At 63.9% G+C, this 20,594-nt stretch carries 19 protein-coding genes; 1 reads left to right on the top strand and 18 read right to left on the bottom strand.

Translation table 11 applies throughout. From position 1 onward, the window contains the following. Positions 1–54 precede the first annotated feature (54 nt). From miaB to AC0L2X_RS11490, 10 genes are all read right to left on the bottom strand, one after another. Positions 55–1,464, bottom strand: a complete 1,410-nt coding sequence (gene miaB, locus AC0L2X_RS11535) for a tRNA (N6-isopentenyl adenosine(37)-C2)-methylthiotransferase MiaB (RefSeq protein WP_473556390.1) — start codon at positions 1,462–1,464, stop codon at positions 55–57. Between the two features lie 63 nt (positions 1,465–1,527). Further along, positions 1,528–2,328, bottom strand: a complete 801-nt coding sequence (gene olsA, locus AC0L2X_RS11530; protein WP_473556392.1) for a lyso-ornithine lipid O-acyltransferase — start codon at positions 2,326–2,328, stop codon at positions 1,528–1,530. Between the two features lie 21 nt (positions 2,329–2,349). Beyond that, positions 2,350–2,844 carry a ribosomal protein S18-alanine N-acetyltransferase gene (gene rimI, locus AC0L2X_RS11525; RefSeq protein ID WP_473556394.1) on the bottom strand — a complete coding sequence of 165 codons (495 nt, stop codon included), beginning with the start codon at positions 2,842–2,844 and terminating at the stop codon, positions 2,350–2,352. Then, positions 2,844–3,521 (bottom strand): tRNA (adenosine(37)-N6)-threonylcarbamoyltransferase complex dimerization subunit type 1 TsaB, encoded by a 678-nt coding sequence (gene tsaB, locus AC0L2X_RS11520; protein ID WP_352566256.1) that lies wholly within the window; start codon positions 3,519–3,521, stop codon positions 2,844–2,846. The genes rimI and tsaB overlap by 1 nt, the downstream gene beginning before the upstream one ends. 157 nt (positions 3,522–3,678) lie before the next feature. Then, a complete protein-coding gene (locus tag AC0L2X_RS11515; RefSeq protein ID WP_473599826.1) occupies positions 3,679–4,785 on the bottom strand; it encodes a DUF1513 domain-containing protein in 1,107 nt (368 codons plus the stop codon). A gap of 2 nt (positions 4,786–4,787) precedes the next feature. Further along, positions 4,788–5,861, bottom strand: a complete 1,074-nt coding sequence (locus tag AC0L2X_RS11510; protein ID WP_473556398.1) for an imelysin family protein — start codon at positions 5,859–5,861, stop codon at positions 4,788–4,790. Continuing rightward, a complete protein-coding gene (locus AC0L2X_RS11505) occupies positions 5,861–7,468 on the bottom strand; it encodes a di-heme oxidoreductase family protein (RefSeq protein ID WP_473556402.1) in 1,608 nt (535 codons plus the stop codon). Before AC0L2X_RS11505 ends, AC0L2X_RS11510 begins: the two co-directional genes overlap by 1 nt. A 12-nt stretch (positions 7,469–7,480) precedes the next feature. After that, positions 7,481–7,966: a bacterioferritin gene (bfr, locus tag AC0L2X_RS11500; protein WP_023676883.1), complete on the bottom strand. Its 486-nt coding sequence runs from the start codon at positions 7,964–7,966 to the stop codon at positions 7,481–7,483. Then, entirely contained in the window at positions 7,932–8,243 is a 312-nt protein-coding gene (locus AC0L2X_RS11495) for a (2Fe-2S)-binding protein (protein WP_023676882.1), read from the bottom strand. The genes bfr and AC0L2X_RS11495 overlap by 35 nt, the downstream gene beginning before the upstream one ends. Positions 8,244–8,297: 54 nt before the next feature. Further along, positions 8,298–9,590: an imelysin family protein gene (locus AC0L2X_RS11490; RefSeq protein WP_473556449.1), complete on the bottom strand. Its 1,293-nt coding sequence runs from the start codon at positions 9,588–9,590 to the stop codon at positions 8,298–8,300. 423 nt (positions 9,591–10,013) lie between these two features. Between AC0L2X_RS11490 and AC0L2X_RS11485 the strand changes: the two genes are divergently transcribed. After that, complete coding sequence (locus tag AC0L2X_RS11485; RefSeq protein WP_473556405.1) at positions 10,014–11,267, top strand: NAD(P)/FAD-dependent oxidoreductase; 1,254 nt, start codon at positions 10,014–10,016, stop codon at positions 11,265–11,267. Positions 11,268–11,269: 2 nt separating this feature from the next. Here the strand turns inward: AC0L2X_RS11485 and AC0L2X_RS11480 are convergent, their stop codons facing one another. The 8 genes from AC0L2X_RS11480 to recR all read right to left on the bottom strand — a co-directional run bounded on the left by AC0L2X_RS11480 (position 11,270) and on the right by recR (position 20,189). Beyond that, a complete protein-coding gene (locus AC0L2X_RS11480; RefSeq protein ID WP_473599825.1) occupies positions 11,270–12,547 on the bottom strand; it encodes a 4-aminobutyrate--2-oxoglutarate transaminase in 1,278 nt (425 codons plus the stop codon). Positions 12,548–12,691: 144 nt separating this feature from the next. Continuing rightward, on the bottom strand, positions 12,692–13,441 hold the full coding sequence (locus AC0L2X_RS11475; RefSeq protein WP_473556410.1) for an ABC transporter ATP-binding protein: 750 nt from the start codon (positions 13,439–13,441) through the stop codon (positions 12,692–12,694). Then, the gene (locus AC0L2X_RS11470) at positions 13,438–14,271 is read right to left on the bottom strand and encodes an ABC transporter ATP-binding protein (RefSeq protein ID WP_352664307.1); all 834 of its coding nucleotides are present in this window, start codon (positions 14,269–14,271) and stop codon (positions 13,438–13,440) included. The genes AC0L2X_RS11475 and AC0L2X_RS11470 overlap by 4 nt, the downstream gene beginning before the upstream one ends. Continuing rightward, positions 14,268–15,188, bottom strand: a complete 921-nt coding sequence (nikC, locus tag AC0L2X_RS11465; RefSeq protein ID WP_473556413.1) for a nickel transporter permease — start codon at positions 15,186–15,188, stop codon at positions 14,268–14,270. The genes AC0L2X_RS11470 and nikC overlap by 4 nt, the downstream gene beginning before the upstream one ends. Before the next feature lie 13 nt (positions 15,189–15,201). Beyond that, complete coding sequence (locus AC0L2X_RS11460; protein WP_473556416.1) at positions 15,202–16,269, bottom strand: ABC transporter permease; 1,068 nt, start codon at positions 16,267–16,269, stop codon at positions 15,202–15,204. 18 nt (positions 16,270–16,287) lie between these two features. Beyond that, the gene (locus AC0L2X_RS11455; RefSeq protein ID WP_473556418.1) at positions 16,288–17,931 is read right to left on the bottom strand and encodes an ABC transporter substrate-binding protein; all 1,644 of its coding nucleotides are present in this window, start codon (positions 17,929–17,931) and stop codon (positions 16,288–16,290) included. Between the two features lie 201 nt (positions 17,932–18,132). Beyond that, positions 18,133–19,404, bottom strand: a complete 1,272-nt coding sequence (locus AC0L2X_RS11450; RefSeq protein ID WP_473556421.1) for a lytic murein transglycosylase — start codon at positions 19,402–19,404, stop codon at positions 18,133–18,135. Positions 19,405–19,583: 179 nt separating this feature from the next. Then, complete coding sequence (gene recR / locus AC0L2X_RS11445; protein WP_473556422.1) at positions 19,584–20,189, bottom strand: recombination mediator RecR; 606 nt, start codon at positions 20,187–20,189, stop codon at positions 19,584–19,586. Between the last annotated feature and the right edge of the window lie 405 nt (positions 20,190–20,594).

Below are 20,594 nucleotides of genomic sequence, written 5' to 3'. Positions count from 1 at the left end.
GCAGGTTCTTGACTTCAGCAGCGCTCAACCGTCTCTCCTCATCTGCCGAGGCCTTCAGGCCAATTCGGCGAACAGGCTGTTGTAGCCCGTCTTCGTGATTCGTACCTGGATAATGTCACCGATTTCGCCGGCCTTTTCATCAACAATAACTGGCTGCAGCCAAGGCGAGCGGCCAACCTTCTGGCCGGCCTGGCGCCCGGGCTTTTCGATCAGCGTGTCGATAGTCCTGCCGACCAGGCTTGCGCCGAAATCCTGCTGCTGTTTCAGAAGCAGCGCCTGCAGCCGCTGCAGGCGCTCGTCCTTGACGGCCTCCGGCACGTGGTCGCCCATCTCGGCGCCCGGCGTGCCGGGGCGCGGAGAATATTTGAACGAGAAGGCCGAGGCATAGTTGACGTCTTCGACCAACTGCATCGTCGCCTCGAAATCCGCTTCCGTCTCACCGGGAAAGCCAACGATAAAATCGCCCGACAGTGCGATGTCGTTCCGTGCGGCACGGATGCGGTCGATCAACGTCAGATAGTCCTTGGCCATATGCCTGCGGTTCATCGCCTTGAGTATGCGGTCGGAGCCGGATTGCACCGGTAAATGTAGATAGGGCATCAGAGTAGGCAAATCACGATGGGCGGCGATCAATTCATCGTCCATGTCGCGCGGATGGCTGGTCGTGTAGCGCAGCCGCGCCAGACCTGGAATCTCCGCCAGCCTGAACAGCAGCCGGCCAAGGCCCCATTCCTCGCCGTCTTCGCCTCTTCCGTGCCAGGCGTTGACATTTTGGCCGAGCAGCGTCACCTCGCGCACGCCGGCATCCGCCAGGCGCTCGGCCTCGGCGACGATCTGTGCCACCGGCCGCGAGACTTCCGAGCCGCGCGTATAGGGCACGACACAGAAGGTGCAGAACTTGTCGCAGCCTTCCTGAACGGTCAAGAACGCGGTCACGCCGCGCCTTATCAGTTCGGCGCGCTTTGGCTGCGGCAGATGCTCGAACTTGTCCTCGACGGCATAGTCGGTCTCGACGATCTTTTCGCCGCTCCGCGCCCTCGCCAGCACACCGGGCAGCCGGTGGTAGGTCTGCGGGCCGATGACCAGATCGACGGCCGGCGAGCGGCGGATGATCTCGGCACCCTCGGCCTGCGCCACGCAGCCGGCGACCCCGACCAGCATTTCGCGCCCGGTCTTGGCACGTTCCGCCTTCAACTCACGGATGCGCCCAAGTTCGGAATAGACCTTTTCCGCCGCTTTCTCGCGGATGTGGCAGGTGTTGAGCAGCACCAGATCGGCCTCGCCGATGGCGTCTGTCGCGGCATACCCGTCGGCCGCCAGAGCGTCGGTCATGCGCTGCGAATCGTAGACATTCATCTGGCAGCCATAGGTCTTGACGAAGACCTTCCTGGTCGCGGCAGCCGGAACGACCAGGTCTTCGGCGGCAGCGCCGATGTCGTCGCGTTCTATCGTGTTCAATTCCATTTCGCGGCTTCTAGCGCCTTTCCCTGACAAAAAACAGACGAATCTGGCCGGAACCTGCGCAGACTACCGGCTTGGGCGCGGTTCGGCGAGCGCTGCCTGCACCATCTCGCGCACCTGGCGTTCCATCTGCTTTGCCGTCTCCTTGCGGCTGGAGCCCTTGGAGAAAGCAATCGCCTCGCCAAAATGCACCTCGACGTCGAGGGCGCCCTCAGCCATCAGCACCTTGAGGTGCGGCATCAGCTCCTCATCGCCAATCCAGGCGGCAACCGGCCGATGCCGGCGGCCGAGCGGCACGCCATGCAGGCGCGTATAGACGATCGCCACCGGCTGGATGAAGACCTGTTCGGCCGCCCCTTCAGCAATCGCCATTGTCGCGGCGCCGAACAGCGTGCTCTTGAACGGCAGGATCATGTTGCCGTCGCCGGTCGAGCCTTCGGCGAACAGCACCATGGCGTCGCCCTTGGCCATGCGGGCGGCGATCTCGCTCGCCTGGTCGCCCGATGAACGTTTGCGCTCACGTTCGATGAAGACGGTGCGCTGCAGCTTCGACAGCATGCCGATCAGCGGCCAGCCGGCCATGTCGGCCCTGGCGATGAACGTCACGTCGACCATCGACCCCAGCACCATGATGTCGGTCCAGGAGATGTGGTTGGCGGCAACCAGCAATGGGCGCTGGCCGGACAGCGCCCCCTTGACATGGATGCGCAGCCCCAGCGCCCTGACGATCATCCTGTGCCAGATCTTCAGGATGAAGGTCTCGCGCCAGAACCCGGTCTTCATCGACAGGACCTGCAGCGGCACAAGCACCAAGGAGCCGACGACAACCAACCCAAGCGCCAGGAAAATCCTGATTTTTCCGATCATCCGCACCACCCCGGCGTTTGGCTAGCGAAGATCGCGGCGCATAACAAGCGCGCCGGTCGGGCCGTGTTCCGGCGACTTGTAATAGTTGGCGCGCTTGCCGACCTCGCGGAAGCCGAGCCGCCGGTAGAGCGCAATCGCGGCGACATTGATCTCGTCGACCTCGAGGAAAAGCGCCTCGGCGCGCTGTGCGTGCAGTTCACGCAGCACCGCATCCATCAATTGCCAGCCGAGCCCCCGGCGCCGATGCGAGCGTGCCACCGCGACCGTCAGGATCTCCCCCTCGCCGGCCGCCAGCCGCGCCAGCACAAAGCCGACCGGCGGCTTGGCGCCCTGTCCGGTCTCGCGCGCGGCATAGCCGAACACCGTGTCCTGCTCGAGCAGCGCGGCGAATTCGTCGTCGGTCCACGGCCGCGCGAAATCCTCGCGATGCAGCACCGACATTGCCGTGCTGTCGGCAATCGTCAGCGGCTCGATCGCGTAGTCCCTGCGACGCGGCTGGAGGAAGGGAATGCGCATCAGTTTTTTTGCCTCGACAAAACAAAGCCGGCCTGCGGCTTGGCGTCCGCGCCGCGCAAATACAACGGCTTCGGCTTTTCACCATCGTCTTTAGCAGTCGCCAGCCGGGCATAGACGGCGATGTCGGCGGTGGCCCCTACCGGGCCGGTGTCAAAAGCGCGCCCGACCGAGGCGGCAATTTGCGACGTCGCGGTGCCGGCAAGAACCGCAGAGCAGTCGACCGCGATGGCGGCGGCTTGCGAGAGCGTGGTCACCGAGGGACCGTAAATCAAAACGGATGCTTCATCGTAAAGTGCCGCATGGATTTCCTCGCGCCCTGCATCGAGCGCGGCGAGAACGGCGCGGCCGGGAAACGTTACTCTCGCTTGCGCCGCCAGTGCTTCCAGAGTCGTCACGCCGATCGCCGGGATTTTCAGCGCCAGCGCAAGGCCGCGCGCCGCCGAGACGCCGACGCGCAGACCGGTGAAGGAGCCCGGACCGGTGGAAACGGCAATGGCGCCGAGGCCGGTAAATTCCGTTCCCGCCGCCTTCAATGCCCCTTCGATGACACCCATTAGATGCTCAGCATGGCCCTTACCGAGATCGTGCACCGAACGGCCGAGCTCTTTCCCGGCCGCCGCGTCGTAGACGCAGGCGGCGCAGAGATTGGCGGCACAGTCGATGGCAAGCAATTTCATGAAGCGGCCGGTTGAGACAGTTTCGAAACAAGTTCCCTCTGCCCGCCAGGGCTGATCCCCGCAAGGGAATAATGGATAAATCGTCAGGCGCCCTGGCTTCGGCGCGGGCCAAAATGTAAGTTTCAACGCACGCAATCGCCACAATAAGTATCGGGACTTAGCCGACCTGCTCGATACGCACCACGTGATTGTCCCAGACATAGTCCGGCTCGGAACGTATCGAGCCACCGGCCTCGACGATTTCGCCGGCGCCGGTCGTCGCCATGAAACTTTCCGCATCGGGTGCAACGCCGCAGACCTCGACCAGCACCTTGGTGGCGACGATGCGGCCGCTGGCCGCGTCGATCACGGCAAGCGAATTCCCTTCAGGCGAAGACACGGCGATGGTGCCGGCGGCAGGATTGGCGGCGACCGAGCCGATATAGTTCCTGAAGCCGGAGAGCACGTCCTGCGACATGTCGAGCAATTTCAAGTCCATGCCGCGCGCCGCGCGGCCGACCAGCGGGGGACGATCGGTACCCGGCCCCCTGTACTGACAGCCGAACCAGACGGTGCCGGAGCGGTCGGCATCCATATGGCGGATCGACAGTTGGTGCAGGGCCGGCGGCAATTCGTGCTTTTCGATGAGATCGCCGGTAAGGCGGTCGACCAGAACATAGGAAGGCTTCATCGTTGCGATGTTGAGCTCGGCGCGGCCATAATCCGGATGCGTCTCGATGCCGCCATTGGCCACAGCAATCGTCCTGCCATCGGAAAGCAGCAAAAGCTCGTGCGGGCCCGTGCCGTAGGTCGGGAACTCGCCGATGCGCTTGAATTTCGCATGCGCGTCATAGACGCCGACGACGCCGGCGGCATTGTCGAAATCGTTCTCGGTTGCGTAAAGCAGCGCACCGTCGGCCGAGAACACGCCGTGGCCGAAGAAATGCCGGCCGGCAACGCTGGCAATGGTGCGCGGTTCATCGCGGCCGGTATGGTCGAAGACGACAGCAAAGGTGCCCGGCTGCCTGGCAAACACCACCGAGCGCTTAGCCACCGGGTCGAAGGTAACGTCGTGGCCTCGATGGGGCAGATCGATCGTGTGCAACAACTTGCCGGCCTCGGACAGGACGGCCGCGCCATAGCTGCCGTCGCGCTTGACGAAAGCGGTGGCGAAGACCGCCTCGGCGTCGAGTGTCTTTGCCCATGCCGACGGCGCCATCGCCGCGACGAGACCAGCGCCCGCGGCCCTCAGGAAATCGCGCCGATCGATCAGCGGCGTCCTCATGATCAGTCGCCATCCAGAGACGAGAACCCGGCGGTCAGGCCGAATTCGGTGGTCAGCCTGGTGCCGATCAGGGTCGTCAGGCTGGATGTCACCAGTGAGAAATAGTCGAGCTTCCGGCGCAGCGCCGGATCGGCAAGTGCCTTGTCGATCGGTCCTCTGATCGCCTTGGCCGCCTCGATCCCGTTGGTGAGCTGGATGTGAACCGATTCCGCCATCCAGCGCGCATCGGGCGGCAGCGCGTCGCCAAGCTGCGAGGCCTGGAACAGCGCGTCCATGCCCGCCAGATTCCCGGTCAGCGAGCGGGCGGTGTTTTGCGAGCGCCAATAGATCGCCTGTTTCGGTTTATCGGCCTCCGGCTTGGCACCCAGGAAGCCCTTCAGGCGTACGTCGCGGACCATTTCCAGTTCGTTGATGAAGACGCCGACCAGTTCCGTCACCGCTTCAGTGCCGTTGTGGTAGAGCGCGTTCTGCGGACCGGGATTGGCCCAGAACGCGGCAAAGCCGTCGGGCTTGTTCCAGGCGTCGCTGACCTCGCCGGCGATTGCCTCGACATTGCCGGCGATGGCCGCACCGTAGGCGCAGCGATAGGCGTCGTCCCTGCCGGCCAATTGACCGGCGCCGTCGCCGTAGAGGACGAATTCCAGTGCGCCGAGCCCTTGCATGGCGACGCTCTTTGTCGCCAGCTGGGCCAGATCGGCGGCGGTCGGATCCTTACCGGCAAGTGCTGCCTGCACCTGCTTCAGGCCGATGCTCTTGCGGTCCGGCCAAAACAGCATGCGCTCAAGCCGGTTGTTTTCCGCGATCGGCCCGAAACGGATGATTTCCACCACCGACCAGGCATCCACGACACCCGAGAATTCGGCGCGCGCCGCATCGAGATTGTCTTGCAAGGGCGTCTGGCAAAGCGTGTGCATTGCCTCGGTCAAGCTGTCCGCATGGTCATGCAGCCTGGCATAGGCCGGGCGGATGAAGCCGTCGATCGCCCGCTGGATCACATCCGAAGCCTTCACCGCCGCGGATGCCGGCAGCGCACCGGCGAGGACCAGCATCAGAGCGAGTGCAAGACGCTTCCGCATCAGAGCGACTCCAGGAACTTGATCAGCGCGGCGCGGTCGGCCGCTTCGGCAGCGGCAAAGCGGTCACGCGCCTTCTGGCCCTCGCCGCCATGCCACAGGATTGCCTCGGCCAGGCTGCGTGCGCGCCCGTCATGCAGGAAGAAGATGTTGCCGCTGACGGTCTGGGTGAGCCCGATGCCCCACAGCGGCGGCGTGCGCCATTCGCTTCCGGTGGCCTCGCCCACCGCCTGTCCGTCGGCAAGACCGGGTCCCATGTCATGCAGCAGGAAATCGGAATAAGGCCAGATCAGCTGGAAGGCCTGCGCCTTGTTCGGGGTGCCGCGACGGGTGACGAATTTCGGCGTATGGCAGGAGATGCAGCCCATATCGTAGAACAGTTTTTTGCCGGCGAGCACGTCCGGGCTGTCGAGATCGCGCCGAGCCGGCACGGCAAGGTTTTGCGAATAGAAGGTCACGAGGTCCATGACCGGCGGTGGAGCTTCAACCGGACCGAGGCGCTCTTGCACACCGTTGGGTAGGGCAAGGCAGGTCTTTTCCGCGGCGCTGCAATCGCCCCAGTGCTTCGGCACCTCAGGCGTCGAAATACCGATATCGCCGGCAAAAGCGTCCGCCGATTGCTGGCGGATCGATGCCGCCTGCGCCTTCCAGCCGAAACGGCCGAGCGTCAGTTCACCGCTGCTGCCGTCGCGAATTATATTGGGCCTGCCGGAAATCCCGTCACCATCGCGGTCGGTCGCATCGGCACGCGCAAGGATGTCGGCAGGAGCGATCTGCTCGACCAGGCCAAGGCCGATCATCGGCGGCGTCATGCGCGGCGACAGCGTGGTGTGTGGATCGAGCGGCCCGTAGGCGAGACCCTCGACCGAATAGCTCGGCTTGCGCAGCGACACCGTGCTGCCGTCCGCCAGTTTTACTTTTTGCTCCTGATAATCGACATGCATCCTGCCTTCGCCCTGCAGGCCGGGTACCGCCAATTCCTGCAATTGCGTGCCGTAGACCGGGTCGGGGAAGTTGAGCACCTTGTGATCGGCGAGCGCGGCTTTCTCCTCACCGGTACTGGCTTCCCTTGCCAGGCGCAGGAACATCGAGGTGGTGCCGCTGTCGCCTTCGGGCGGATGGCCGCGGCCGTCCTTCAGATGGCAGTTCTGGCAGGCGCGCTCGTTGAACAGCGGACCGAGCCCATCCGAGGCCTGTGTCGAGGATGGCGACGACACCCAGTTCTTGCGGAAAATGGCGTTGCCGAGCTTGAAGGTGCCCTCTTCCTCGAAGCTGATGTTGGCGGAGGATTGCGAGAAGGCGTCCTTGTTGACGTCCTTCTTCGAGGTGCCGGCGCCGCCCTGCATCAGCTCGAATTGCTCGGGCTTGGAGAAATCGCCGGTCGGCCTGGTGATGGCGATGACGCGCGCCAGATCCTTCGGCGTCAGATCGGTGCGGCTGGTGGCAAGCCCCGCCGGTTGCGGCGCCCCGGCCAGCGCCGAGGCCGTGAGCGTCGCCACCACGGCAAGAAAGGCGCCGCGAAGGATACCGTATCGCAGCTTCTTCTGAGGCGGCAGGCCGCAACCTTCGGCCGGCCGCAAGCGGCGCATGAACTCTAGGGGGCGCCGCATTCCCGCATATCCTTATTCCGCCTCGTCGGCCGATGCCGCGTTGAGTTGGCCGTATTTTTCCTCGCCGATCGAGGCGAGCAGGTCGAGTTGCGTCTCGAGGAAGTCGATGTGACCTTCCTCGTCAGCCAGCAATTCCTCGAACAGCTTCATCGTCACGTAGTCGCCTGCTTCGTTGCAAACCTCGCGCGAACGCTTGTAGGCGGTGCGCGCGTCATATTCGCCGGCAAGATCGGATTCGAGCACTTCCTTGACATTCTGCCCGATGCGCAGCGGCGCCACGGACTGCAGGTTCGGATGGCCCTCGAGGAAGATGATGCGCGCCACGAGCCGGTCGGCATGGTGCATTTCCTCGATCGATTCAGCGCGTTCCTTCTTCGCCAGCTTGGCGTATCCCCAGTCTTCCAGCAGCCGGAAATGCACCCAGTATTGATTGACCGCCCCAAGTTCCAGAAACAGAGCCTCGTTAAGCCGCTCTATGATCTGCTGTTCGCCTTTCATGGGTTCTGCTCCCGTATTGGACGCGCAGGCCTCTGACGCGATCCAGGTGTGAAACGATGTCCACGCCGCTCGCCGCCGAGCGGGCATGGTAATTTTCGGTGACCCGAATGATCGTTTCGACCACATTTGGGAAGCAGCCGCAACAGCGACCGCGCTTGTGCATGGCATGATAGACCTTCGCCGGCACGATAAGCTGCCAGGGGTCCTCATCCAGCAGTCCGACGATCGTCTGCTCTATCTCCTTTTCGGTGATGATGTTGCAATGGCAGATCAGCATTTGTCGCTCTGGCTGACGGCGCTTCGTTGCGCCGCGTGGCTGGTGGTTCGAAGTTTACTGGAACACCTTGTCCGGTGAGTCGAGGCTGTCCGAGCCCTCGAAGGCTATGGCATTGAGCTTCAGGGTACCGACGGCGCGTTCGATCGACTTGGTCTGATCGACCAGCGCGTCGATCGCCGCCTGCACGGTGGCATTGCCTTCCGTGTTGCCTTCTCCGATCTGCTGGTCATAGGCCTCGCCGGCAAGTGCCCGCGCCTTGATGGCCTCCATCTTGGCGACGGTGACGTCCAGCTTAGCCGACAATTCCTTGTCGATCGCCGGATCGGCTTGCCTGACCATGTCGGCCACCGACGGCCCCTCGACGACCGTGCCGTCAAGCCGCGTGTAGCTGCCGTGATAGGCGGCACGGATGCCGATCGCGTCATAAAGATGGGAGTTGTAGGTGTTGTCGGAGAAGCAATCGTGCTCCTCTTCCGGATCGTGCAGCAAGAGGCCGAGCTTCATCCGCTCGCCGGCGAGCTCGCCATAGGACAGCGACCCCATGCCGGTGAAGATGATCGAAATGGCGGCGTTCGGCTCGCCATCGACAAGGTTCTTGCGGGCGGCGCCGCCTTCCTTCCAGTCGTCGACCATATCCTTTAGATCGGAAACCAGAAGGTCGCTCGCCGATTTCAGGTACTGCGCCCGGCGGTCGCAATTGCCGCCGGTGCAATTGGTGAGGTCGTAATCGGTGTAGGGCCGCCCGCCGGCGCCCGGGCCGGTGCCGTGCAGGTCTTGCCCCCAAAGCAGGAATTCGATGGCGTGATAGCCGGTCGCCACATTGGCCTCGATACCGCCGGCTTCCTGCAGCGTGCCGGAGAGGAACTCCGGCGTCAGATTGGCGGCGTCGACCTTCTTGCCGTTGATCTCGATCGACTTGTTGGCGATCACATTGGCGGTATAGAGCGCGTTGGCGTCCGACTCGGTGCCGTAGCTCTTGGCGACATAGTCGATCAAGCCCTCGTCGAGCGGCCAGGAGTTCACCTTGCCTTCCCAGTCGTCGACGATGGCATTGCCGAAGCGATAGACTTCGGTCTGCTGATAGGGAACGCGCGACGCCTTCCAGGCCTCGCGCGCGGCGTTCAGCGTTTCGGCGGATGGCTTGGCGAGCAGCGCGTCGACGGCCTTGTCGAGCGCTTCGGCGGTGATCAGCGAATCCTCGTATTTGGCGAGCGCAATATCGGAATAAGTCTTGATGACCGCCTTGGCATCGGTTTGCGCCTTCGCCGGCAGCACGAACACCGCTGCTGTAAGCATCGCGGTGGCGCCGATCGCCGCTAGCCTGCCGCCATACCGTGCCGTGATCATCGTTCTCATGACTGTCTCTCCTCGGGAATCAATGAAATACCGGCGCCGCGGCGGGCAGCTGCCAGCGGGCAAAGAAGGGTCGCGCCATCGCGCGGTTCGCGGAAGAAAGACACCGAAATGCCTCCAATCGAAAGGGTTCAAGGCCCAGACATCAAAGGGATGCGCTGACGCGCGAGCTTCCATAAAACGGCGAAGACGCCGGATGTCAACTGGCGGCGGAGAAAAAATTCAATTGAAACAACAGTTTAGAATTATTCTAAACTAGAACTGTCAACTTTAACACCGACGTATGAGGAATGCCGGCGCATGACGCAGTTGACAGGCGGCCGTTCCGGGTGCGACCCGGATCGGCGCTCTTGCGGCGGCGCCGGACAATCGCCACTTGGCGGGACGTCCTAGATTTGGATGAGGAATCGGGCTGTTATGAAGAACGGGGTCGTCATTGTCGGTGCGGGTCATGCGGGCGTGCAAGCGGCCGCCAGCCTGCGCGAAGAGGGCTATGATGCCCCGGTGATCCTGGTCGGCGATGAAAACGAATTGCCCTACCACAAGCCGCCGCTGTCGAAGACCTTCATCAAGGATCAGCAAGCAAAGCCGCAGCCGTTGCGCGGCGAGGCTTTTTATACCGGCAGCGCCATCGACTACCGGCCAGGCATCCGGATCGAGCGCATCGATGTAGGCGGCCGCAGGCTGGAGATATCGGGCGGCGGCGTGTTGCCGTTCGAGCGGCTGATCCTCGCCACCGGCGCGCGGCCGCGCCTGCTGCCGCTGCCGGGTTCGGAGCTTTCCGGCGTTGTGTCGCTGCGCTCGCTCGGCGATGCCCGCCTGATCCGCGAATTGAGCGCGCAGAGCGAGGAGGTCGTCATCCTCGGCGGCGGCTTCATCGGCCTGGAGATTGCCGCGACGCTCACCGCGGCCGGCCGTAAGGTCACCGTGGTCGAAGCGGTCGACCGGCTGCTCGGCCGCGCCGTGGCGCCGGTCATCGCCGGCCATGTGCGCCAGCGGCTGGAAGCCACCGGTGTGCGCATCCTTACCGGCACCACCATCGAACGGCTGGAGGGCGAGAACGGCCGTGTTTCGGCTGCAATCACCTCATCCGGCGAAAAATTGCCGGCGCAGATGGTCGTCATCGGCATCGGCGTCGTGCCGAATGTCGAATTGGCCGAAGCCGCCGGCATTGCCATCGCCAACGGCATCCGCGTCGACCAGCAGATGCGTACATCGGTGCCGGAAATCCTCGCTATCGGCGACGCCGCCTCCTACCGGCACTGGTTCACCGGCGGCGAGGTGCGGCTGGAATCGGTGCAGAACGCCACAGACCAGGCGCGGCTCGCCGCTCGGACCATCGTCGGCCATGCCGAAAATTATTCGGCGGTGCCGTGGTTCTGGTCCGATATCGGCGACATGAAGCTGCAGATGGTCGGCCTGATTTCGGGCGGCGACAGCCATGTCGTGCTGGGCGACGTGGCCGAGAACAAATTCTCGATCTACCACTACGCCGGAAGCCGGCTACTTGGCATCGAGTCGGTCAATCGGCCGGGCGACCATATGCTTGGCCGCAAGATGCTCGGCGCCGGCTTTTCGCCGTCGCCGCAGACTGTCGCGGCCGGGGCCGACGGGCTGAAGGCGGCGCTCGCCGCCTTCGAGCAGGCAGAGCCTGCAAGAGCGGCGGGATAGCTCTAGGCGACGCGGGCTTCGCGGATCGAGCTTTCCAGGATGTCGAGCGCCTCGTTCATGACGCCATCCTGGATGGTGATCGGCGCGAGGAAGCGGATGACGTTGCCGTAGACGCCGCAGGTGAGCAGGATCAGGCCCTTGTCGAGCGCCTTCAGCCGGACCGCATTGGCGAGTTCCGGCGACGGCAAGCCCTTCTTAACATCGTTGAACTCGACCGCGTTCATGAAGCCGGGGCCTCTGATATCGACGATCTCCGGCGCTTCGTCGCGGATCGATTGCAGGCGCTGCTTCAGACGGTTGCCCAGCGTGTTGGCGCGGTCGCAGAGCTTCTCTTCGTCGATGACGTCAAGCACGGCATGCGCCGCGGCAACGCCGATCGGGCTGCCGCCATAGGTGCCGCCGAGCCCGCCGGGGTTCGGCGCATCCATGATCTCGGCACGCCCGGTGACCGCCGCCAGCGGGAAGCCACCGGCCAGGCTCTTGGCCATGGTGGTGATGTCGGCTGCCACCTCATGGTGGTCCATGGCGAACATCTTGCCGGTGCGGGCAAAGCCGGTCTGCACCTCGTCGGCGATCAGCAGCATGCCGTGCTGGTCGCAGATCTTGCGCAATGCGGTCACGAAGTCGCGTGGCGCCTCGTAGAAGCCGCCCTCGCCCTGCACCGGCTCGACGATGATCGCGGCGACGCGGGCCGGATCGACGTCGGCCTTGAACAGCCGGTCGAGCGCAGCCAGCGAATCAGCGACCGACACGCCGTGCAGCGCCACCGGGAACGGCGCATGGAAGACATCCGCCGGCATGGCGCCGAAGCCCACCTTGTAGGGCACGACCTTGCCGGTCAGCGCCATGCCCATGAAGGTGCGGCCGTGAAAGCCGCCGGAAAAAGCGATGACCGCCGGCCGGCCGGTGGCGTTGCGGGCAATCTTGATGGCATTCTCCACCGCCTCGGCGCCGGTGGTGACGAAAATCGTCTTCTTGTCGAACTTGCCGGGCAGCATGCCGTTCAGCCGTTCGGCCAGCCTGATATAGCTCTCATAGGGCACGACCTGGTAGCAGGTGTGGGTGAAGCGGTCGAGCTGCGCCTTGACCGCTTCGATCACCTTCGGATGACGGTGGCCGGTGTTGACGACAGCGATGCCGGACGAGAAATCGATGTAGCGGCGGCCTTCCACATCCCAGATCTCCGAGTTTTCGGCGCGATCGGCATAGATCTGCGTGGTCATGCCGACGCCGCGCGAAATCGACTGGCTCTTGCGTTCGGAAATGGCTGAATTTGTCATCGTATCCCTCACCGGGCCGGCGCCCGCTCTCGTTTGATGGCTGTCGAGACTCTTCTGAGCTTATTTCAGGTTTTCCTCAAGTTGGCAGCATCGCCGGGCGATTGGGCCTGCCGATGCCGGTGTCGGCAGCCGAACGCCCGCCGCTCATGCCGTCCTGACAAATCCTTCGCTCGCCCGAAGCAGATTGCGCGTGTAGTCCTCGGTGACGCGGCGCTCGACGAGATCGCCGGCGGTGAGGTGCTCGACCGCTTCGCCGTTCTGCATCACCATCAGCCGCTCGCACATGTGGGTGATGATGGCTAGGTCGTGGCTGACCATCAGGAAGGCCAGCTTGCGCCGCCGCCGGATCTCCTCCAGCAGGTTCAGCACCTCCGCCTGCACCGAAGCGTCGAGCGCAGAGGTCGGCTCGTCGAGCAGCAGGATCGACGGTTCCAGGATCAGGGCACGGGCGATCGCCACGCGCTGGCGCTGGCCGCCCGACAATTGATGCGAATAGCGGAACCGGAAACCGGTGCCCAGGCCGACCTCGTCCAGCGCCCGCTGGATGCGCTTTTCGCCGTCGGCAAAGCCGTGAATGGCGAGCGGCTCCTGCAGCAGGCGGTCGACGGTCTGGCGCGGGTGCAGCGAGCCGTACGGGTCCTGGAACACCATCTGCACCTCGCGGTAAAACGCCTTGTCGCGGCGCGCGCCGAGCGTTTTGCCGTTGACGGCAATAGTGCCCGATGCGGCGGGCGCCAGGCCGGCGATTGCCCTGAGCAGCGTCGACTTGCCGGAGCCGGACTCGCCGACGAGGCCGAACGATTCACCGGATTGCACCTCGAGGCTGACGCCTTTCAGCGCGCGGAAGCGGTCGAACATCACCTCCAGCCTGTCGACGGAAAGGGCTGCCGTCATGCCGCCCACTCCGGCTTGCGGTCGAGTACCGGCAGCGGGTGGCGGTCGGCGCCGATCTTGGGCATGCAGTTGAGCAGGCCGCGCGTATAGGGATGCTGGGCACGGCCGAGCTCGGAGGCCTTGAGCTGTTCGACCACCTTGCCGGCATACATGACGATGACACGATCGCAGAAAGACGAGACCAGGCGCAGGTCGTGCGAGATGAAGATCAGCCCCATGCCGCGCTCGCTGACGAGCCGGTCGAGGATGCCGAGCACGTCGAGCTGCACGGTGACGTCGAGCGCCGAGGTCGGCTCGTCGGCGATCATCATTTCAGGCCCGGCGATCAGCATCATGGCGATCATGGCGCGCTGGCCCATGCCGCCGGAAACCTCGTGCGGATGCAGGTCGAAGACACGGGCCGGATCGCGGATCTGCACAGCCTCCAGCATGGCCAGCGCGCGGTCGCGGGCTTCGGCCCTGGAGACCTTCTCATGCGTACGCAGCGTCTCGACGATCTGGCGGCCGATGCTCATCACCGGGTCGAGCGAATATTTCGGATCCTGCAGGATCATGGCGATACGCTTGCCGCGCAGCGCGCGGCGCTCGCGCGGCGAGGCGGCCAGCAGGTCGATGCCGTCAAAAGCGAGCGTCTTCGCGGTCACCTCGGCCTGCGGCGGGGTGACGCCCATGATGGCGCGGCCGGTCTGCGACTTGCCCGAACCGCTCTCGCCGACGATGCCGAGCCGCTCGCGGCCGAGCGAGAACGAAACGCCGCGCACCGCCTCGATCAGGCCGGTGCGCGTCGGGAAGGTGACGCGCAGGTCGTCGACTTCGAGAAGTGTGCTCATTGGTCGCCGCTTCGGGGATCGAGCGCGTCGCGCAGGCCGTCGCCGAGCAGGTTGAAGCCGAGGCTGACGATGAGGATGGCAAAGCCCGGCGCGCCTGCAACCCACCACTGATCGAGCACGAAGCGGCGGCCCGATGCGATCATCGCGCCCCATTCAGGCAGCGGCGGCTGCGCGCCGAGGCCGAGGAAGCCGAGGCCGGCGGCGGTCAGGATGATGCCGGCCATGTCGAGCGTCACCCTGATGATCAGCGAGGAGATGCAGAGCGGCATGATGTGGCGAAGCACGATGCGGAACGGCGAGGCGCCCATCAGTTGAACGGCCTTGATGTAATCGGAATTGCGCACCGTCAGCGTTTCGGCGCGCGCGATGCGGGCATAGGGCGGCCACGAGGTGATGGCGATAGCAAGCACGGCGTTTTCGATGCCAGGGCCGAGTGCGGCGACGAAGGCCAGCGCCAGGATCAGCTTCGGAAAGGCGAGAAAGATGTCGGTGATGCGCATCAGGATCGCATCGGTCCAGCCGCCGGAGTAACCGGCGACGGTGCCAACCAGCAGGCCGATGGGCGCGGCGATGATGGCAACCAGAACAACGACGTATAGTGTCCAGCGCGAGCCGAAGATGATGCGCGAATAGATATCGCGGCCGAGATCGTCGGTGCCGAACCAGTGCGCCGCACTTGGCGCCAGCAGCCGCGAGCCCTTGAGGTCGCCGAATGTCGGCGAATAGGGCGCCAGCACATCGGCGAAGGCTGCGACCAACAACAAGGCGATGATGATGAGCAGGCCGAGAAACGCCAGCCGGTTGGCGGAGAAGCGCCGCCAGGCCACATAGGCGCGGCCGAGCCTTGCCTGCACGCGCGACGCCGGCCGCTCGCTGAGCAGCCAGTCGCGGCGGGTTTGAATCGCTTCTGCGCTCATCCTGCCTTGGTCCTCATGCTGCCTTGGTCCTTGGGTCGAGCACCCGGTAGAGCAGGTCGGACAAAAGATTGATGCCGATGAAGACCGAGCCGATGATGATGGTTCCGCCAAGCACGGCGTTCATGTCGGCGTTCTGCAGCGAGTTGGTGATGTAGAGGCCGATGCCCGGCCACGAAAACACCGTCTCGGTCAGCACCGAGCCTTCCAGCAGCCCGGCATAGGACAGAGCGATCACCGTAACCATCGGCACCGCGGCGTTGCGCAGCGCATGGCCCCAGATGATGCGCGTTTCCGACAGGCCCTTGGCGCGCGCCGCAACGATGTATTCCTGGGTGAGTTCGTTCAGCATGAAGGAGCGCGTCATGCGGCTGATGTAGGCGAGCGAGAAATAGCCGAGCAGCGAGGCAGGCAGGATGATGTGGCGGAAGGCATCGGCAAATACGTCCCACTGCCGCTGCCAGAGTGCATCCAGCAGGTAAAAGCCGGTAATCGGCGTGAACGTGTATTCGTAGACGACGTCGAGGCGGCCGGGAAAGGCGACCCATTGCAGCTTGGCGTAGAACAGCACCAGCGCCAGCAGCCCCAGCCAGAAGATCGGCACGGAATAGCCGACAAGGCCGATGATGCGCACGACCTGGTCGATGATGCTGCCGCGCCGCACCGCGGCCAGCACGCCGAGCGGCACGCCGATCACCGAACCGATCAGTGTCCCCAGTGTCGCCAGTTCGAGCGTCGCGGGAAAGGCGCGGCGAATATCGGTCATCACCGGATTGGTGGTCAGCACCGAGGTGCCGAAATCACCGTTCAGCGCATGTTTGACATAGATGTAGAACTGCTCGACCAGCGGCAGGTCGAGGCCCATTTCGCGGCGCGTGCGTTCGACGACATTGGCCGGCGCCCGGTCGCCGAGCACCGCCAGCACCGGGTCGATCGGGATCACGCGGCCGATGAAAAAGGTCACGGCGAGCAGACCGAGATAAGTCGTTATCGCGATGACCAGGAACCGGGCGATCGATGAGGCCACGGCAACGGCGCGGGCGCCGCCGCGCCCTGCCGTCACTTCGCTTTCAGCCACACTCATACGGCGCGTCCGCCGCCGTCACTCCTTCGAGACGGGGCCGACGAAGTTGGTGTCGAAGCTCGGGCCGAGTGCAAAGCCCTTGAGGTTCTTGCGCAGGCCGGCCACTTCCAGCTGCTGGTGGATGATGACGAAGGGGCTGGTGTCGAGGATCTTCTTCTGAAGATCCTGGTACATTGCGGCGCGCTTTGCCGCGTCCTTCTCGAGCAGGGCCGCTTCCGTCTGCTTGGTCAGGTCCGGAATGTCCCAGGCGTTGCGCCAGGCCAGCGTCTTGGTCTTGCCTTCATCCGAATTGTCGGGGTTGCTGGCGAAGGTCTGGGCGTTGGAGTTCGGGTCGAAATAGTCCTGGCCCCACTGGCCGATATAGATGTCGTGGTTGCGGGCGCGGTATTTGGTCAGCGTCTGCTTGCCGTCGCCGGGGATGATCTCCAGCTTGATGCCGGCCTGTCCCAGCGTCTGCTGGATCGATTCCGCCATGCCCGTCGTCGGCTGCCCGGTGCGCACGTCCATTGTAACGCTGAAGCCGTCGGCGAGGCCCGCCTTGGCAAGCAGTTCCTTGGCCTTGGCGACGTCGAGCTTGAACGGGTTCTCGTCCAGTTCGCCGAGCACGCCCTTGGGCAGGAAGGTCTGATGGATCTCGCCGATGCCCTTGAGGATGGTCGAGCTCAAGGCGTCGTAGTCGACCAGATATTTGAAGGCCTGGCGAACCTCGGGCTTGGCGAGATTCGGGTTCTTCTGATTGAGGCTGATGTAAAAGACCGTGCCCTTCGGCGCTGAGGTGGTGGTGAGGTCGGCATTCTTGGCGATCGCGTCGAGATCGTTCGGCTCGAGATTGCGGGCAACGTCGATGTCGCCGGCTTCCAGCGCCAGGCGCTGGCCGGAGCTTTCCTTCATGTTGCGATAGATGACCCGGGCAAGCTTTGCCTTTTCACCGTTGTAATTGTCGTTGCGCTCGAGGACGACGGCCTCGTTGGCTCGCCATTCGCGCAGCTTGAAAGCGCCGGAGCCGGCATAGCCGGTCTTCAGCCAGGCATTGCCGAAATCATTGTCCCATTTGTAGTCGGCGCTCGGCGTGACCGCGGCGACATGCTCCTTGACCAGCTTGGCGTCGACGACCGAGGCGACCGTCGCCGACAGGCAGTTCAGCACGAAGCTCGGCGCATAGGCCTTGTCGACGGTGAACTGGAACGTCGTATCATCAACAGCCTTGGCCTTCTCGGTGACGTTGCCGCCATCGATGCCGAACTGGCCGATGATGAAGGCCGGGCTCTTGTCGAGCTTGATGGCGCGCTCGAACGAATAGGCGACGTCCGCCGCCGTGATCGGATTGCCGGAGGCGAATTTGAGGCTGGGCTTGAGCTTGAACGTGTAGGTCAGGCCGTCGTCGGAGACGCTCCAGCTTTCGGCGAGATCGCCTTTGACCTTCGAGGTGTCGCTGAGGTCGAGGCGCACCAGGAGATCGTAGGTGTTGCCGGTGATCTCGGCGGTCGACAATTCGAATGCCTCGCCCGGATCCATGGAGATGATGTCGTCGATGGCGAAACCCTCGACCAGCGTGTCGGCGGGCGTGACCGCGAAGGCAGGCGCACCGGCCAGAAGCAGCGCGGACATGGCCGCGCCCGCGAGCAAGAAGCGGGAGCGTAGAGCAAACTTTTCCATCATCATATTAACTGTTCCCTGTTTTTGTTGACCTGAGTTCCCGGCTCAGGGTTGTGGCATTTCTTGCCGCGTCGAACGGTGATCCCCGGACCGTTGTCTTGGCAATTTTTTGTGCAGTTCCGGTTCACCATATCCGGCGGTTTCGAGCGCGGCAACGAGCATTTGCAGAACCGTCGATTGGGCCAGACCGGCGGTGCGAAAACCCGGCTATTTCAGCGCGGTAACCATCTCGGCGTCGGGAAAGCAGGTGGCGGAACGGCCGTTGCTGGCCTGCCATTTGCCGATCGAGCGGCGCGTCTTGAAGCCGGGCAGGCCGTCGGCGCTGCCGACATCGTAGCCCTTGGCCTCCAGCGCCCGCTGCAGGGCGGCGATGTCGGAGCGGTAGAGCCCGCCGACCGCGCCCCAATTGCCCGAGAAATTGCTGTCGCCATGGGCGATGCGATCGGCACCATGGCCGATGAACAGGGCATAGAGATCGCTGGTGTTATACTGCTTCAGCACGTAGAAATTGGGGGTGACGATGAAGGCCGGGCCGCTGCGCCCGGCCGGCATCAAAAGAAAGCCCTCGGCCTTCAGTTCGCTCGCCGGAAACGGTTTTCCCGACACACGCCTGATGCCCATACCAGCCCATTGCGAAATTTTCTTGCCCTGGTCGGGACCTTCCAGCGAGCACGAGACGCTGTCCGGCACCGTCACCTCGAAGCCCCAGCCGCGGCCCCTGACCCAGCCATAATGCACGAGATAATTGGCGATCGAGGCCAGTATGTCGGGCGTCGAACTCCAGATGTCGGTGCGACCGTCGCCGTCGAAATCGACGGCATGCTTGAGGAACGATGTCGGCATGAACTGCGGCTGGCCGAGCGCACCGGCCCAGGACGATTTCATCGCACCGACCGGGGCAAGCCCGCGCTCGACGATCTCGAGCGCCGCCAGGAGCTCGGTGCGGAAGAATTCCTTCTTGGTCGACATGAACGCCTTGGTACCCAGCACTTCGAAGGCGTCATAAGGCATCTTCGCCGCGCCGAAGCCGCTCTCGCGGCCCCAGATCGCCAGCAGCACTTCGCCGGGCACGCCGTAGCGTTTCTCGATCGCGGCCAGTGTGCTCGCATTGGCCGCCTCGCGGGTGCGGCCGCCGGCGGTCACCGCACGGACTATCTTTTCGGCGAAATAGGCGCCGGGCGAACCGAATTCGGCCTGGTGCTGTTTCTGCGGCGTCGTCGCCTTCTCGCCCGGCTTCACCAGGTCGGGCAGCTTGAGGTTCGGCTTGACGCCGTCGAAGGCGGCATCGAAGGTTTTCCTGGAGATGCCTTTGGCCTTGGCTTCGGGCCAGAGGTCGTTGCCAAGCCAGGCGCGGAACTGGTCGTCGATCTTTGCCGCGGAGGCCGGGGTGGCGAGGAGGAAGGCAAAGAGGACTGCGAGAAAGATCGCCAATCCGCAAAGCCGACGTTCTGTCGCGCCCCCCTCTGTCCTGCCGGACATCTCCCCCACCTGGGGGGAGATTGCCAGCTTTGACGGCGGCGCCTTTTCTCCGGCTTTGAAGGTTAGCGAAAGCCGGCGTGACGTCCGATCTCCCCCCTCGTGGGGGAGATGTCCGGCAGGACAGAGGGGGGCGCGACAGAAGGCAATCATCTCAGAACTACCCTTCCCCGCAACTCGCCTCAAAACACCGTCCGCGAGCGCAGTGCGGCGGCCAGCGTGCCTTCGTCGAGATAGTCGAGCTCGCCGCCGACCGGAACGCCATGCGCCAGGCGCGTCACCTTGATGTTGAAGCCGGAAAGCTGGTCGGTGAGGTAGTGCGCTGTGGTCTGGCCCTCGACGGTGGCGTTGACGGCGAGGATCACTTCCTTGACCTCGCCGCCGGCGACGCGATCGACCAGCGAACGGATGTTGAGCTCATCGGGACCAATGCCGTCGAGCGGCGACAGCGTACCGCCGAGCACATGGTAGCGCACGTTCATGGCTGTCGCCCGCTCCAGCGCCCAAAGGTCGGCCACGTCCTCGACGACGATGAGCGTAGTGGGGTCGCGGCGCGGGTCGGTGCAGATCATGCATGGATCCGAGGTATCGACATTGCCGCAGGTCGAGCAGATGCGCACCTTGTCGACCGCCTCGCCCATGGCGGCAGCGAGCGGCGCCAGCAGCTGCTCCTTCTTCTTGATGAGGTGGAGCGCGGCGCGCCGTGCCGAACGCGGACCGAGCCCCGGCACCTTGGCCAGCAGCTGGATCAGGCGTTCGATCTCGGGACCGGCGATTCGCTTCGACATCGCACCGGTTTAGACCATGATCCCGAAAAGTGGAAACCGGTTTTCGGAAAAGATCATGATCAAACAAGACGATAGAGCCCCATTCCGATCTATCGGAATGATCGGGCTCTAGGATTTTTCAACGGGTTTTGGAACACTGCTAGACGCGCGCTGTTCAACGCGCAAAGAGGCAATCGCTTAGGTTTGCGCCGCCCCTCATTGCCCTGCCGGGCATTTCTCCCCGTATAGTGACGGGGAGAAAGGGCCAACCGCGACCTCGGCACCCTTTTTGCAGCGCCGGAAATTGGCGAAGTCCTTGGCAAAGGCGTCCTTCTCCCCGTCACTATACCTATCGCATTCACACATCTGGGTTGCGCTTTGCGGCGAAGCTCGATTCTATTTCGGCGGGAAAGCCGAAGGAGGATT

Source organism: Mesorhizobium sp. WSM4828 (genome assembly GCF_055811175.1).
This window is presented reverse-complemented; position numbering and strand designations above follow the sequence as displayed.

What these genes read in the sequence shown, in the direction of transcription:
- AC0L2X_RS11510 (WP_473556398.1), bottom strand. Translation starts at nt 5,861, where the DNA reads ATGCGGAAGCGTCTTGCACTCGCTCTGATGCTGGTCCTCGCCGGTGCG.
- AC0L2X_RS11450 (WP_473556421.1), bottom strand. Translation starts at nt 19,404, where the DNA reads ATGTCCGGCAGGACAGAGGGGGGCGCGACAGAACGTCGGCTTTGCGGA.
- AC0L2X_RS11515 (WP_473599826.1), bottom strand. Translation starts at nt 4,785, where the DNA reads ATGAGGACGCCGCTGATCGATCGGCGCGATTTCCTGAGGGCCGCGGGC.
- AC0L2X_RS11505 (WP_473556402.1), bottom strand. Translation starts at nt 7,468, where the DNA reads ATGCGGCGCCCCCTAGAGTTCATGCGCCGCTTGCGGCCGGCCGAAGGT.
- AC0L2X_RS11495 (WP_023676882.1), bottom strand. Translation starts at nt 8,243, where the DNA reads ATGCTGATCTGCCATTGCAACATCATCACCGAAAAGGAGATAGAGCAG.
- nikC (WP_473556413.1), bottom strand. Translation starts at nt 15,188, where the DNA reads ATGAGCGCAGAAGCGATTCAAACCCGCCGCGACTGGCTGCTCAGCGAG.
- AC0L2X_RS11470 (WP_352664307.1), bottom strand. Translation starts at nt 14,271, where the DNA reads ATGAGCACACTTCTCGAAGTCGACGACCTGCGCGTCACCTTCCCGACG.
- AC0L2X_RS11490 (WP_473556449.1), bottom strand. Translation starts at nt 9,590, where the DNA reads ATGATCACGGCACGGTATGGCGGCAGGCTAGCGGCGATCGGCGCCACC.
- miaB (WP_473556390.1), bottom strand. Translation starts at nt 1,464, where the DNA reads ATGGAATTGAACACGATAGAACGCGACGACATCGGCGCTGCCGCCGAA.
- AC0L2X_RS11475 (WP_473556410.1), bottom strand. Translation starts at nt 13,441, where the DNA reads ATGACGGCAGCCCTTTCCGTCGACAGGCTGGAGGTGATGTTCGACCGC.
- rimI (WP_473556394.1), bottom strand. Translation starts at nt 2,844, where the DNA reads ATGCGCATTCCCTTCCTCCAGCCGCGTCGCAGGGACTACGCGATCGAG.
- AC0L2X_RS11480 (WP_473599825.1), bottom strand. Translation starts at nt 12,547, where the DNA reads ATGACAAATTCAGCCATTTCCGAACGCAAGAGCCAGTCGATTTCGCGC.
- bfr (WP_023676883.1), bottom strand. Translation starts at nt 7,966, where the DNA reads ATGAAAGGCGAACAGCAGATCATAGAGCGGCTTAACGAGGCTCTGTTT.
- olsA (WP_473556392.1), bottom strand. Translation starts at nt 2,328, where the DNA reads ATGATCGGAAAAATCAGGATTTTCCTGGCGCTTGGGTTGGTTGTCGTC.
- AC0L2X_RS11455 (WP_473556418.1), bottom strand. Translation starts at nt 17,931, where the DNA reads ATGATGATGGAAAAGTTTGCTCTACGCTCCCGCTTCTTGCTCGCGGGC.
- tsaB (WP_352566256.1), bottom strand. Translation starts at nt 3,521, where the DNA reads ATGAAATTGCTTGCCATCGACTGTGCCGCCAATCTCTGCGCCGCCTGC.
- AC0L2X_RS11460 (WP_473556416.1), bottom strand. Translation starts at nt 16,269, where the DNA reads ATGAGTGTGGCTGAAAGCGAAGTGACGGCAGGGCGCGGCGGCGCCCGC.
- AC0L2X_RS11485 (WP_473556405.1), top strand. Translation starts at nt 10,014, where the DNA reads ATGAAGAACGGGGTCGTCATTGTCGGTGCGGGTCATGCGGGCGTGCAA.
- recR (WP_473556422.1), bottom strand. Translation starts at nt 20,189, where the DNA reads ATGTCGAAGCGAATCGCCGGTCCCGAGATCGAACGCCTGATCCAGCTG.